Annotated in this window: 7 protein-coding genes and 3 rRNA genes; 1 reads left to right on the top strand and 9 read right to left on the bottom strand. The window is 66.7% G+C overall.

Going from position 1 to position 14,594, the window contains the following annotated elements; translation table 11 throughout:
* Window positions 1–4 precede the first annotated feature (4 nt).
* From OM98_RS09195 to OM98_RS09155, 8 genes are all read right to left on the bottom strand, one after another.
* Window positions 5–949 (bottom strand): NAD kinase, encoded by a 945-nt coding sequence (locus OM98_RS09195; protein ID WP_010534327.1) that lies wholly within the window; start codon window positions 947–949, stop codon window positions 5–7.
* On the bottom strand, window positions 946–1,848 hold the full coding sequence (locus OM98_RS09190) for a TlyA family RNA methyltransferase (protein ID WP_010534326.1): 903 nt from the start codon (window positions 1,846–1,848) through the stop codon (window positions 946–948). The genes OM98_RS09195 and OM98_RS09190 overlap by 4 nt, the downstream gene beginning before the upstream one ends.
* Window positions 1,845–2,861, bottom strand: a complete 1,017-nt coding sequence (locus OM98_RS09185; protein WP_010534325.1) for an HAD-IIA family hydrolase — start codon at window positions 2,859–2,861, stop codon at window positions 1,845–1,847. Before OM98_RS09185 ends, OM98_RS09190 begins: the two co-directional genes overlap by 4 nt.
* Complete coding sequence (locus OM98_RS09180) at window positions 2,858–3,853, bottom strand: tetratricopeptide repeat protein (RefSeq protein ID WP_010534324.1); 996 nt, start codon at window positions 3,851–3,853, stop codon at window positions 2,858–2,860. Before OM98_RS09180 ends, OM98_RS09185 begins: the two co-directional genes overlap by 4 nt.
* 1,399 nt (window positions 3,854–5,252) lie before the next feature.
* Window positions 5,253–5,369 (bottom strand): 5S ribosomal RNA (gene rrf, locus OM98_RS09170).
* A gap of 117 nt (window positions 5,370–5,486) precedes the next feature.
* A 23S ribosomal RNA gene (locus OM98_RS09165) occupies window positions 5,487–8,549 on the bottom strand.
* 350 nt (window positions 8,550–8,899) lie between these two features.
* Window positions 8,900–10,420 (bottom strand): 16S ribosomal RNA (locus OM98_RS09160).
* The 16S, 23S and 5S rRNA genes sit together here, the layout of an rRNA operon.
* Before the next feature lie 486 nt (window positions 10,421–10,906).
* Entirely contained in the window at window positions 10,907–11,629 is a 723-nt protein-coding gene (locus OM98_RS09155; RefSeq protein ID WP_010534322.1) for a demethylmenaquinone methyltransferase, read from the bottom strand.
* A 166-nt stretch (window positions 11,630–11,795) separates the two neighbouring features.
* Between OM98_RS09155 and serC the strand changes: the two genes are divergently transcribed.
* Entirely contained in the window at window positions 11,796–12,953 is a 1,158-nt protein-coding gene (serC, locus tag OM98_RS09150; RefSeq protein WP_029362791.1) for a phosphoserine transaminase, read from the top strand.
* Window positions 12,954–13,024: 71 nt separating this feature from the next.
* Here the strand turns inward: serC and OM98_RS09145 are convergent, their stop codons facing one another.
* Window positions 13,025–14,551: an NCS2 family permease gene (locus OM98_RS09145; protein ID WP_010534320.1), complete on the bottom strand. Its 1,527-nt coding sequence runs from the start codon at window positions 14,549–14,551 to the stop codon at window positions 13,025–13,027.
* Window positions 14,552–14,594 lie beyond the last annotated feature (43 nt).

Raw genomic sequence — 14,594 nt, 5'->3', positions numbered from 1 at the left:
CCGCTCAGACGTCGCGGCCGACGCGCCCGCGCCAGCCCACGACCGGCAGTTGGAACTTCTCCACCAGGCGGTCGGCGAAGGGGGTGGAGGTCAGCCGCACCAGGCGGATGGAGCGCGGGGAGAGGCGGCCCTCGACGCGCATCCCGGCGGTGATGTCCACGACGCGGCGGCCGTCGAGGGTGAGCACGCCCTGGTCCCGGTTGTCCACGGTCATCTCGATGGCGGCCTCGGAGGAGCGGCCGAGCACCAGGGGGCGCGCGAACAGGGCGTGGGCGGCGAGCGGCACCAGGAGGAAAGCGTCGACCTCGGGCCAGACGATGGGGCCGCCGGCGCTGAAGCCGTAGGCGGTGGAGCCGGTGGAGCTGGCCAGCAGCACGCCGTCGCAGCCGAAGGAGGAGACGGGGCGGCCGTCGATCTCGATGACCACGTAGATCATCTTCTGCCGGTCGGCCTTCTCCAGGCTGGCGTCGTTCATCGCCCAGTCGGTGTGGACCACGCGGTCCTCGTCGTCGAGCACGACGATGTCGAGGGTGGCGCGCTGCTCGATGTCGTAGTCGCCGTCGAGCAGGCGGTGCACGGTGGTGGACAGCTCCTCGGCCTCGCTCTCGGCGAGGAAGCCGACATGCCCGAGGTTCACGCCGTGCAGGGGCACCTCGGCCTCGCGCACCACCTCGAGGGCGCGCAGGATGGTGCCGTCGCCGCCGAGGACGATGCCGAGCTCGACCAGGTCCGCCGCGGAGACCGCGTCGACCACGTCGACCTCCTCGGAGTCGAGGATGTCCAGCAGGCCGGCGGGCAGGCGCCCGGCCTCGGCGCCGCGGATCTCCTCGTACTGCTCGTCGGTGATGACGGCGCGGACGCCGCGGGAGCCGAGCTCGGCGAGCACGGTCATCATCGCGGTCAGCGCGGAGGCGCGTCCGGAATGGACGTACAGGAGGAACCGTCTCATCGCTGGGTGTCCTCCTGGGGCGGGTCCGGGTGCTGGTGCGGGTCGGGCCGGCGGCCCCGGCGGTCCCCCGCCGCCGTGCTGCCGCGCGCTGCATCGCCGCGGGTCCCCACGGCGGACTCGATCATGTCACAGGCCTCGGCGGTGAGCGTGCAGGTGGCGGCCTCGGGGCGCAGATGGACGAAGAACTCACGGTTGCCGTCCTGGCCGGGCAGGCCGCTCGGGTGGACGGCCCGCAGGGCGATTCCGGCCGCGGCGGCGGCCTCGACCACCCCGGTGACGGCGCGATGCTGGGCGACGGGGTCGGTCACCACGCCGCCGCGGGGCAGGGCCTCGCGGCCCACCTCGAACTGGGGCTTGACCATGAGCAGCAGGTCTCCCCCGGGCCGGACGACGCCCGCCAGCGCGTCGATCACGGTGCGCAGGGAGATGAAGGAGAGGTCGGCAACGACCAGGTCGACGGGGCCGCCGACCAGCTCGGGGGTGAGGTCGCGGACGGAGGTGCCGTCGTGCACCCGCACCCGGGTGTCCTCGCGCACATGGGCGGCGAGCTGGTCATGCCCGATGTCGACGGCGAGCACCTCGGCGGCGCCCTCGCGCAGCAGCACGTCGGTGAAGCCTCCGGTGGAGGCGCCGGCGTCGAGGCAGCGGGCGCCGCGGATGGGCAGGGGTGCGAGGTCCAGGGCGCTGCGCAGCTTGTGGGCGGCGCGGGAGGCGTACTCGACGCCGTCGGGCACGGCGACCACCTCGAGCTGGGCGTGCTCGGCGACGGGCTCGCAGACCTTGGTGGCGGGGCGGCCGTCGATGCGGGCGCGTCCCTCCTCGACGATGCGCCGGGCGTGGGTGCGGGAGCGGGCGAGGCCGGCCGCCGCGAGCGCCACGTCGAGGCGGCGGGGGCTCACCGGGTGGGCAGGGGCAGCTCGGCGCCCTCGGTGTCGCGGAGGGTGCCGGTCCAGGCGGTCTCGGGGCTGCGAGCCGCGAGCAGGGCGAGCACGGCGCGCAGGCTGCGCGGGTCCTCGACCTCACCGTGCAGCCGCACGTCGCCGTCGTCCCAGGTGGCGGAGACGGGGCCGCAGCGGACCCGCTCCCCCTCGGTGACGGGCAGCGCGAAGGGCGCGGTGAGGCCGGCGAGGTCGGGCAGGATCCAGGTGGGGCGGCGCACCGGGTCGGCACGGAGCGCCTCGGCGACGCCGTCCACGCCGGTGAGGGTGAGCAGGGAGGGCATCTCGGCGCGGTTGGCACCCTCGATGTCGGTGTCGAGGCGGTCGCCGACCACGAGGGGGCGGCGGGCGCCGATGCGCTGCGCGGCGACGGTGAACATGCCGGGCTCGGGCTTTCCGGCCACGGCGGGCTCGACGCCGGTGGCGTGGCGGAGGGCGGCGACCATGGAGCCGTTGCCGGGGGCCAAGCCGCGCTCGGTGGGCAGGGTGGCGTCGACGTTGGTGGCCATCCAGGTGGCGCCGCGACGGATCGCGTAGGAGCCCTCGGCCAGGCGCGCCCAGTCCAACTCGGGCGCCCAGCCCTGGATGACGGCGGCGACGGTGTCGTCGTCGCGGGTGACGGGGTGGAGCCCGGCGGCCTCGACCTCGGCGGCCAGGGCGGGTCCGCCGACCACCAGGACGGTGGAGCCGGCGGGGATGCGCTGGGCGAGCAGGGTCACCGCGACCTGCGGGGAGGTGATGAACTCGCCCGGCTCGGCGGGGATGCCGATGCCGGCGAGGTGGTCGGCGGCCTGCTGCGGGGTGCGGGAGGCGTTGTTGGTGGCGAAGACGACGTGGTCGCCGGCCTCCCGGGTGGCGGCGATCGCCTCGGCGGCGTGCGGGATGGGGGTGCCGCCGTGCATGAGGGTGCCGTCGAGGTCGAACAGCAGCGCGTCGTGCTGCTCGAGCAGGGAGGAGTCGAGCCGGCGGGTCACCGGGCCACCTCCGCGTCGAGCTCGCGGGCCGAGTCCTCCGCGTCCGCGGGCTCTTCCGTCGACGGTTCGCCGTCCACGGCTGCCTCGGCCGGGGCGACCTCGTCCTCGGCCGAGGCCGCCTCGACGTACTCGTCGGCCGGGGCCTCCGGCTCAGGGGTGTCGTCCGCGGACGACTCCGCCTCGGCGTCCTCTGTCAGGAGGGCGTCCTCGGCTGCGTGCTCGCCGGTCTCGAGATCATCATCCGAGGACTCCGCATCCCGGGGCTCGTCGTCCTCGTCCTCGTCGAAGGCGTCGAGCACGGCGATCTCCTCGTCGTCCTCCCAGGCGGGCTGGGGGGCGGGGACCGGGGAGGGGCGTCCCAGGCGCTCGGCCGCGTCGGTGACCTGCTCGGTGTCGGCGTCGGCCGCGAGGGTCAGCCAGCGGTGGGCCTCCTCGCCGCGACCGGCCTTCTCGAGCAGGTCGGCGTAGGCGACCCAGAGGCGCACCTGCCAGCGGCCGTCCACCTTGTGGCGCAGCGCGGGCACCTCGAGGGTCTGCAGGGCGGTCTGCACGTCGCCGGTGTCGGCGTAGGCGCCTGCCACGACGATCATCAGCTCGATGGTGGCATCCACCTCGAGCTGGTCGGCCTCCGGGGAGGAGGCGACGTCGAGGGCGCGCTCGGGACGGCCCATGCCGCGCTCGCAGTCGGCGATCATCGGGAGCACGTCGGTGCGGCCGGTGATGCGCAGGGCGGTTCGCAGCTCGCGCAGGGCTGTCTGGTATTCGCCGGCGCGGTAGGCGAGGGCCCCGTAGATCTCACGGACTCCGCCCACGCGGCCGCCGAGGCGCGCGGCGAAGCGGGCGTGGGCCAGCGCGGTCTCGGGATCCTCGTCCTCCAGCAGGGTCGCGGAGACGAGGTGGCGGCCGACGCGCTCGGCGGTCTCCTTGCTCAGGCCGCGCAGCTCGGCGCGCAGGTCGCCGTCGAGCTCCCGACCGGTGATGCCCTCGGGCACGCGCGGCTCGATGGGGCGGTCGGCACGTGCCTCCTGCCCGGGACGCGAGCCGCGGTCTTCGCGGCGCTCCTGGCGACCGCGGTCGTCGCGGGAGTTTCCCCGACGGTCGTCGCGGTGCCCGCCGCGCCGGTCATCGCGCGGGCCGCCACGACGGTCCCCGTCGCGGCGACGATCATCCCGGTACCCCCCGCGTCGGTCATCGGAGCCGCCCGGACGGCGGTCGTCCCGGTGGCCATTGCGGCGATCCTGACGGCCGCGGTCGTCACGGGAGCCGTCCCGACGGTCTCCGGCGCTGCCCTGCCGACGGTCATCGCGGTATCCGCCTCGGCGGTCGGCGGTTCCGCTCGGGCGGCGGTCGTCGCGCGATCCGCCGTGCTGAGCGCTGCGGGAGCGAGGGGGGCGGCCGTCGGAGGAGCCAGCACGGCGCAGACCGGACGAGCCACCTCGCAGGTGGTCGCGTCGGTCGTCGCCGCTGCGGCGGTCACTGTCGTTGCTGCTGTGGTCAGCCACGCTGCCCGTCCCTCTTCAGTTGATGCGATACGCGTTCCACTGTAGGGGAGCCGATGAGGGTGAATCGCGGGTAGCCGGTCCTTCCGTGACTGCTTTCACCAGGTCAGAATGCCGCGAGGCGCGTCGCTCACAGCCCGTGGGTCAGCGCGGAACGCACGGCGCCGGCACGTGGAGCACGCCGACGGCCTCCGCGGTTGCCCCGAAGCTCGCCGGAAGCGCAATCGCCGCACCTTCCGACCGGAGCGCGATCGATCGAGGAGGACATCTTCGCTGGCGCCTCGTCCTGAATACGGGCCGGGCATGTATGGGCAGGTCCAGAGGGGCCGGTCATCGAAGCGACACGGGGAACAGTTCGATGCGGGCGACGGCCTGGTCCCTTTCCTCTGCGAGAGCCAGACGCGCGGGATCAGCGAAGTACGCGTCGAGCGTGGTCTGGTTCGGGAAGGGCAGAAGATGGACCTCGTGCGGACGACCGTCCGATCCATTGCTCAGAGCGCGACGGACGACCTCTCCCCCATGGGTGGGAACAAGGGCGAGCACCCTGTCCTCCGAGGGCAGAAAGACTGGCCGACGGGCCTTCGTGCGCCCCGAGGGGACAGCAGAGCTCGATCTCGATGTCGTGGGCCATACGCTGATCCGAGGGAGTGCCTTACAGCCTCTGCCGACGAGCTCAGACTTCTTCGCCGTGAGACCGCACTGACGCAGCCGCGCACGATACGCCGCCGTGAACAGACAGCTCTACTCCGCGAGGGACCGACCTCGACGTCCTCCCCCGGACACGGAAGATCCCGCACACCCCGAGGGGTGTGCGGGCATGAAAAAGGGGCGAGGGCACGGCGAGACCCACAAGATCTCTGCGTCGTGTCCTCACCCCTTGATCGGTGAAGATGTCCGGCGGCGACCTACTCTCCCACACCCTCCCGAGTGCAGTACCATCGGCGCAATCGAGCTTAGCTTCCGGGTTCGGAATGGAACCGGGCGTTTCCTCGACGCTATGACCGCCGTAACACGATGAGACCCAACCGATCCACGAACACCCAGACCCCCGCAAGGGCAGGTGTCCCGGGGTTGTTCCTCCAGAACCACACAGTGGACGCGAACACACAAGAAGCACAAGAAATGTGTTGATAAGTCATCGGCCATTAGTACCAGTCAGCTCCACACGTTACCGCGCTTCCACATCTGGCCTATCAACCCAGTCATCTACTGGGGGCCTCCCACACACAAGGTGCACGGATATCTCATCTTGAAGCAGGCTTCCCGCTTAGATGCTTTCAGCGGTTATCCCTTCCCGACGTAGCCAACCAGCCATGCTCTTGGCAGAACAACTGGCACACCAGAGGTCAGTCCATCCCGGTCCTCTCGTACTAGGGACAGGTCTTCTCAAATATCCAACGCGCGCAGCGGATAGGGACCGAACTGTCTCACGACGTTCTAAACCCAGCTCGCGTACCGCTTTAATAGGCGAACAGCCTAACCCTTGGGACCAACTCCAGCCCCAGGATGCGACGAGCCGACATCGAGGTGCCAAACCATGCCGTCGATATGAGCTCTTGGGCAAGATCAGCCTGTTATCCCCGGGGTACCTTTTATCCGTTGAGCGACACCCATTCCACAATGAGGTGCCGGATCACTAGTTCCTGCTTTCGCACCTGCCCGACATGTCTGTCTCGCAGTCAAGCTCCCTTGTGCACTTACACTCAACACCTGATTGCCAACCAGGCTGAGGGAACCTTTGAGCGCCTCCGTTACTTTTTGGGAGGCAACCGCCCCAGTTAAACTACCCATCAGACACTGTCCCTGATCCGGATCACGGACCGAGGTTAGGAATCCAGAACGACCAGAGTGGTATTTCAACAACGACTCCACACTCACTGGCGTGAATGCTTCCCAGTCTCCCACCTATCCTACACAAGCCGTCCCGAACACCAATATCAAACTATAGTAAAGGTCCCGGGGTCTTTCCGTCCTGCTGCGCGTAACGAGCATCTTTACTCGTAATGCAATTTCGCCGAGTTCGCGGTTGAGACAGTGGAGAAGTCGTTACGCCATTCGTGCAGGTCGGAACTTACCCGACAAGGAATTTCGCTACCTTAGGATGGTTATAGTTACCACCGCCGTTTACTGGGGCTTAAATTCTCAGCTTCGATCCGAAGATCTAACCGGTCCTCTTAACCTTCCAGCACCGGGCAGGCGTCAGTCCGTATACAGCGTCTTACGACTTCGCACGGACCTGTGTTTTTAGTAAACAGTCGCTTCTCCCTGGTCTCTGCGGCCCACAGGGCTCTCACCCCGAGGGCCCCCCTTCTCCCGAAGTTACGGGGGCATTTTGCCGAGTTCCTTAACCACGATTCTCTCGAACGCCTCGGTATTCTCTACCTGATCACCTGAGTCGGTTTAGGGTACGGGCGACCGTATTCGTCACGCCGGAACTTTTCTAGGCAGTACAGGATCACTCACCTTCGCCCATACGGGATCCCCATCACGTCTGACCCTCATGACCCCAGCATTACCCGGGGTCGGGCTGCACGCTTAGACGGACTATTCCATTAAGTCCGCGGAAGCTACCTCTCTGCGTCATTCCATACGCTGACCTACTACGGCCTTGGTTCCCAGCCTCACCATGACACCCGCCCCGAAGGGCGGGAACACAGATCGGGTGGTTAGCATCAGCCGCCTCGGTATGGGTCCTCCTACGATCGGTTCGGGAATATCAACCCGATGTCCATCGACTACGCCTGTCGGCCTCGCCTTAGGTCCCGACTAACCCAGGGCGGATTAACCTGGCCCTGGAACCCTTGATCAATCGGCGGACGGGTTTCTCACCCGTCTTTCGCTACTCATGCCTGCATTCTCACTCGAACAGCCTCCACCACTGGGTTACCCCGCGGCTTCGCTGGCTGCTCGACGCTCCCCTACCCATCCCGGCACAAACCGGAATGACACAGCTTCGGCGGTGTACTTGAGCCCCGCTACATTGTCGGCGCAGAATCACTTGACCAGTGAGCTATTACGCACTCTTTCAAGGGTGGCTGCTTCTAAGCCAACCTCCTGGTTGTCTCAGCAACTCCACATCCTTTTCCACTTAGCACACGCTTAGGGGCCTTAGCTGATGTTCTGGGCTGTTTCCCTCTCGACCATGAAGCTTATCCCCCACGGTCTCACTGCTGCGCTCTCACGTACCGGCATTCGGAGTTTGGCTAAGGTCAGTAACCCGGTGGGGCCCATCGCCTATCCAGTGCTCTACCTCCGGCACGAAACACGCAACGCTGCACCTAAATGCATTTCGGGGAGAACCAGCTATCACGAAGTTTGATTGGCCTTTCACCCCTATCCACAGGTCATCCCCTCCATTTTCAACTGAAGTGGGTTCGCGCCTCCACGCGGTCTTACCCGCGCTTCACACTGCCCATGGATAGATCACTTCGCTTCGGGTCTAGAGCCGGCGACTGAACGCCCCGTTCAGACTCGCTTTCGCTACGGCTACCCCACACGGGTTAACCTCGCCACCGACCACTAACTCGCAGGCTCATTCTTCAAAAGGCACGCCGTCACCCCTCAAGGCTCCGACGGATTGTAAGCGCACGGTTTCAGGTACTATTTCACTCCCCTCCCGGGGTACTTTTCACCTTTCCCTCACGGTACTTGTCCGCTATCGGTCACGAGGTAGTATTCAGGCTTACCAGGTGGTCCTGGCAGATTCACACCGGATTTCACGGGCCCGGTGCTACTCGGGAACAGCAATAACGCCGCGTCACAGTTTCGTCTACGGGGGTCACACCCTCTACGCCGTCGCTCTCAACACGACTTCGACTACCATCACACGTCCACGCCGGCCTTCCGGTAGAAAGACCACATGCGTCCCACAACCCCCAGCCTGCAACCCCTACCGGGTATCACACAGACCAGGTTTAGCCTCATCCGCTTTCGCTCGCCACTACTCACGGAATCACTATTTGTTTTCTCTTCCTGCGGGTACTGAGATGTTTCACTTCCCCGCGTTCCCTCCACACCACCTATACATTCAGTGGCGGGTACCGAGACATGACTCCCGGTGGGTTTCCCCATTCGGACATCCTCGGATCACAGGTCGGTTGTCACCTCCCCGAGGCTTATCGCAGACTCCTACGTCCTTCGTCGGCTCCTCGTGCCCAGGCATTCACCGTGCGCCCTTTAAGACTTGGCAACACACAAAGACACTAAAATTGCTTACAAGATGCTCGCGTCCACTATGTAGTTCTCAAGAAACAACCCCACACCCCCACCACCTGCACCACATGCAGACGATGACGGGGAGGACCAGCCACACACCCACCAGCCACCCGAAGATGACGGCAGGCCGCGTGCAGCCTCACAACCCAATAGCGTGTCTCCACCTCAAACCCACTCGAACCAGCACGTTTCCATCCACAAGGGAGTACTCCATGCCTCGCCGAGCCGGCGAAGTGCCCATTCGTTGATGTTCCACCCATGAGCAACCACCCCCACCACACGCGGGTGAGCAGATGGCCACCATTACTTGGTGATGCTCCTTAGAAAGGAGGTGATCCAGCCGCACCTTCCGGTACGGCTACCTTGTTACGACTTAGTCCCAATCACCGATCCCACCTTCGACAGCTCCCTCCACAAGGGATGGGCCACTGGCTTCGGGTGTTACCGACTTTCGTGACTTGACGGGCGGTGTGTACAAGGCCCGGGAACGTATTCACCGCAGCGTTGCTGATCTGCGATTACTAGCGACTCCGACTTCATGGGGTCGAGTTGCAGACCCCAATCCGAACTGAGACCGGCTTTTTGGGATTCGCTCCACCTCACAGTTTCGCAACCCATTGTACCGGCCATTGTAGCATGCGTGAAGCCCAAGACATAAGGGGCATGATGATTTGACGTCGTCCCCACCTTCCTCCGAGTTGACCCCGGCAGTCTCCCATGAGTCCCCGCCATTACGCGCTGGCAACATGGAACGAGGGTTGCGCTCGTTGCGGGACTTAACCCAACATCTCACGACACGAGCTGACGACAACCATGCACCACCTGTGCACCAGTCCAAAGAAAACCCCATCTCTGAGGTCGTCCGGTGCATGTCAAGCCTTGGTAAGGTTCTTCGCGTTGCATCGAATTAATCCGCATGCTCCGCCGCTTGTGCGGGCCCCCGTCAATTCCTTTGAGTTTTAGCCTTGCGGCCGTACTCCCCAGGCGGGGCACTTAATGCGTTAGCTACGGCGCGGAAAACGTGGAATGTTCCCCACACCTAGTGCCCAACGTTTACGGCATGGACTACCAGGGTATCTAATCCTGTTCGCTCCCCATGCTTTCGCTTCTCAGTGTCAGTAATGGCCCAGAGACCTGCCTTCGCCATCGGTGTTCTTCCTGATATCTGCGCATTTCACCGCTACACCAGGAGTTCCAGTCTCCCCTACCACACTCTAGCCTGCCCGTACCCACCGCACGCCCGAGGTTGAGCCTCGGGTTTTCACGGCAGACGCGACAAGCCACCTACAAGCTCTTTACGCCCAATAATTCCGGACAACGCTTGCGCCCTACGTATTACCGCGGCTGCTGGCACGTAGTTAGCCGGCGCTTCTTCTGCAGGTACCGTCACTTTCGCTTCTTCCCTACTGAAAGAGGTTTACAACCCGAAGGCCGTCATCCCCCACGCGGCGTCGCTGCATCAGGCTTTCGCCCATTGTGCAATATTCCCCACTGCTGCCTCCCGTAGGAGTCTGGGCCGTGTCTCAGTCCCAGTGTGGCCGGTCGCCCTCTCAGGCCGGCTACCCGTCATCGCCTTGGTGAGCCATTACCTCACCAACAAACTGATAGGCCGCGAGTCCATCCCCCACCGAAAAACTTTCCAGCACCCACCATGCGGTAGGAGCTCATATCCGGTATTAGCCCCGATTTCCCGAGGTTATCCCAGAGTGGAGGGCAGGTTACTCACGTGTTACTCACCCGTTCGCCACTAATCAGACCGTGCAAGCACGGTCGTCATCGTTCGACTTGCATGTGTTAAGCACGCCGCCAGCGTTCGTCCTGAGCCAGGATCAAACTCTCCATGAAAAAATGAAAAATCATACCTGGCAAACAACAAACAACCAGCATTTCTGCTAATCATCCGTAATATCTGCCAATCAAAATATTGGCATCAACAAACAAACACGCTATTGAGATATCAAGCAACACGCGCACTCAGTGCTCCGAACTCTCTGAGTTCCTTGCTCCGAGGCAACCCCTATAACTTAGGGGATCCGGTTCTCCATGTCAACTCGGTGCGGTGTGATCCGCGCCTCGCCGGCTCTTTCCGAGACCGAAGTGCCTGGTGGGAGTCCGTTTCGGTGGTAAGCCATTGCTGGCCTTCCCTCCGTGCCGTTGTCCCGGGCACAAGAGAAAACACTACGCGGACCCCGGGGTGCCGTCAACTTGAGAGGGCCGTTTCCGTAGTGGCCTCGGCCACATCACCCGCTCTCTCAACGTTTCTGCAGGTCAGAAGCACCTTCAGGCTGCTGGTCCGTGGAGAGCGAGGTCGATGGCCGCCACGAGGCCCGATCAACCCGTGACCGCGGGCACTCCGGCCCCCTGCGGGACGTATCCGCGGTGCAGGGCCACGATGCCGCCGGTGAGGTTCCGGTACTGCGTCCGCTCGAGCCCCGCCTCCAGGAACCATCCGCGCAGCGCCTCCTGGTCGGGCCAGTCGAGGATGGACTCGGCCAGGTAGTCGTAGGCCTCGGAGGCGCTGCCCGCGCGGGAGGCCACCGCGGGCAGCGCCCGCAGCAGGTAGCGCTCGTACACGGTGCGGAAGGTGCGGGAGCTCGGGGTGGAGAACTCGCAGACCACGACCCGTCCCCCCGGGCGCACCACCCGCACCATCTCCGCGAGGCCGGCCCGGGGATCCTGCACGTTGCGCAGACCGAAGGAGATGACGGCCGCGTCGAAGGAGTCGTCCGCGAAGGGCAGGTGCTGGGCGTCGGCGCCCACGAAGGGGACCGGTGCCCCGCGCCGTCGTCCCTCACTCATCATCCCCAGCGAGAAGTCCGCGGCGACCACCCTGGCGCCCGCCTCGGCGATGGCGGTGGAGGAGGTGCCGGTCCCCGCGGCCAGGTCGAGGACCGCGTCACCGGTCTCCAGCTCCAGGGCCTCGACCATCTTCCGTCGCCACATGCGGGTCTGGCCCATCGAGGCCAGATCGTTGATGAGGTCGTAGCGCCCGGCGACCGAGTCGAACATCCCGGCGACGTCGTAGGGCTTCTTGTCGAGATCGGCGCGGCTCATGCCCCTGATCCTGCCAGAGTCCGCCGTGGCCGGGCTGCTCCGCTGCCCCGGGCGCCGCTCGCCCCCCGGACCCTGCGCGAGGTCCCTCCCCCGCGCTGGCAGGATGGACGATGCCCGTGGTCGCCCGCAGCCGAGCCGGCGGCCGTCGAGATTCAGGAGAACCCCCATGAGCGATGCCCGCACCGCACGCGCCGAGGCCATGGCCGGCCTGCAGATCCCCGCGGAGCTGCTGCCCGCGGACGGTCGCTTCGGTTCCGGTCCCTCCCGTCTGCGGGATGCGCAGGTCGATGCGCTGGGCAGCACCTACCGGGATGTCCTGGGCACCTCGCATCGTCAGCGTCCCGTCAAGGACCTGGTCGCCCGCACCCGGCGCGGCCTGGCCGAGCTGTTCTCCCTGCCCGAGGGCTACGAGGTGGTGCTCGGCAACGGCGGTTCCACCGCCTTCTGGGACGTGGCCACCGCCTGCCTCGTCGAGCGCCGCTCGCAGCACCTCGCCTTCGGGGAGTTCTCCCAGAAGTTCGCCACCGAGACCCGCGAGGCGCCCTTCCTGGAGGACCCCTCCGTGATCTCCGCCGAGCCCGGCACCCTCGCCTCCCCCGTCGCCGACCCCCGGGTGGACGCCTACGCCTGGCCGCACAACGAGACCTCCACCGGCGTGATGGCCCCCGTGCGCCGCCCCGCCGGCGCCGGTGCCGATCAGCTGGTGCTGGTGGACGCGACCTCCGCCGCCGGCGGCGTGGCCGTGGATGTCTCCCAGACCGACGCCTACTACTTCGCCCCGCAGAAGAGCTTCGCCTCCGACGGCGGGCTCTGGCTCGCAGTCCTCTCCCCCGCCGCCATCGAGCGCGCCGCCCGGCTCGAGGCGCGCGGCGACCGCTGGGTGCCTGCCTTCCTCTCGCTGACCACCGCGGTGGACAACTCCCGCAAGGACCAGACCCTCAACACCCCCGCGGTGGCGACGCTCGCGCTGCTCGCGGACCAGGTGGAGTGGATGCTCGCGCAGGGCGGCCTGGACTGGTCCGATCGCCGCACCCGCACCACCTCCGGGATACTGCAGGACTGGGCCGCGGGCCGGGAGGAGATCACGCCCTTCGTCGCCGATCCCGCCGCCCGCTCCCAGGTCGTCACCACCCTGGACGTCGACGAGGCCATCGACGCCACCGCCATCACCTCGGTGCTGCGGGCCCATGGCGTCGTCGACATCGAGCCCTACCGGAAGCTGGGCCGCAACCAGCTGCGGATCGCGACCTTCCCCGCGGTGCCCGAGGAGGACGTCGCCGCGCTCACCGCGGTGCTGGACCACGTGCTGGACCACAGCGCCTGACTGAACCCTCCGACGAAGAACGCGGCCGGTCCCCGAGGGGGCCGGCCGCGTTCGCGTCGTCGAGGAGAGGATCAGAGGAACAGGCCCTCGAGCGCCCCGCGCAGGAAGTAGATGACGAACAGGACCGCGATCAGGTACATCAGCCAGTGCACCTCGCGCGCCTTGCCGCGCACCATCCGGATCAGCACGTACATGATGAAGCCGGCGCCCATGCCCACGGTGATCGAGTAGGCGAAGGGCATCAGGATGATGGTGAGGAAGGCGGGGATCGCCAGCTCCGGGTCGGAGAAGTCGATCGAGGTCACCTGGGTCATCATCAGGAAGCCGACCATCACCAGCGCCGGGGTGGCCGCCTCGTAGGGCACGGCCCCCACCAGCGGGGAGAGGAAGGTCGTGAGCAGGAAGGCGAGGCCGGTGACGACGGCGGCCAGGCCGGTGCGGGCGCCGTCGGCCACGCCGGAGGTGGACTCGACGTAGCTGGTGTTCGAGGAGACGCCGCCGATGCCGCCGCCGATCGCGCCGAGCGAGTCGACCACGAGGATGCGCTGGGCGTAGGGGATGTCGCCGTGCTCGTCGAGCAGGTTGCCCTCGGAGGCGACGGCGACCATCGTGCCCATGGTGTCGAAGAAGTCGGCCAGCAGCAGGGAGAAGACGATGACGCTCGCCCCGACCACGCCCGCGGCGGTGAAGCCGGCCAGGGGGTCCACGGTGAGCAGCGTGGCGAAGTCCGGCATCTGCAGGGCGGAGCCGTCCAGGGACGGCACGTTCATGCTCCAGCCGGAGGTGTTCGCCGCCGAGCCGTCGCTGCCGTCGCTGTAGGCGCCGATCGCGAGTACCCGCTCCAGGACCACGGCCAGCAGGGTCGCCGCGACGATGGCGATGAGGATCGCGCCGGGCACCTTGCGCACCCACAGCACGAACATGAGCACCAGGCCGACGACGAAGACCAGGGTGGGCCAGCCGGTGAGGGAGCCGTCGTTGCCGAGCTGGACGGGGGTGCCGGCGGCGTGCGTGACGAAGCGGGCGTTGTACAGGCCGATGAAGGCGATGAACAGGCCGATGCCGACGCTGATGGCGGTCTTCATGAAGGGCGGCACCGCGTCGAAGACGGCCTTGCGGAAGCCGGTGAGCACGAGGATCAGCACCAGCACGCCCTCGATGGCGACCAGGCCCATCGCCCCGGCCCAGGTCATGCCCGGCAGGGGCACCACGGAGTAGGCGAGGAAGGCGTTCAGCCCGAGGCCGGTGGCCAGGGCGAGGGGGAACTTGGCCCAGGCGCCCATGAGGATGGTGAGCACGCCGGCCACCAGGGCGGTGCCGGCGGCGACGGCGGCGAGGTTCGGCTCGGTGCCGCCGCCGAGGTACTGGCCGGTGGAGTCCGGGACGGTGCCGATGATCAGCGGGTTCAGCACCACGATGTAGCACATCGCGAAGAAGGTGACGAGGCCGCCGCGGACCTCACGGGCCACCGTCGAGCCGCGCTCGGAGATGCGGAAGAAGCGGTCCAGGCCGGAGCGCGGGAGCTGCGGGGACGGGGTCGCCGTGGGGGCGGCGGACCCGGGAGAGGAGGAGGACGAGGGGGAGGATTCTGCCTGCATGCCGCGATCGTATAGGCCTCGCCAGGCACGGCCGGAACCCGGA

Source organism: Brachybacterium squillarum M-6-3, from assembly GCF_000225825.1.
Lineage (GTDB): Bacteria > Actinomycetota > Actinomycetes > Actinomycetales > Dermabacteraceae > Brachybacterium > Brachybacterium squillarum.
This window is presented reverse-complemented; position numbering and strand designations above follow the sequence as displayed.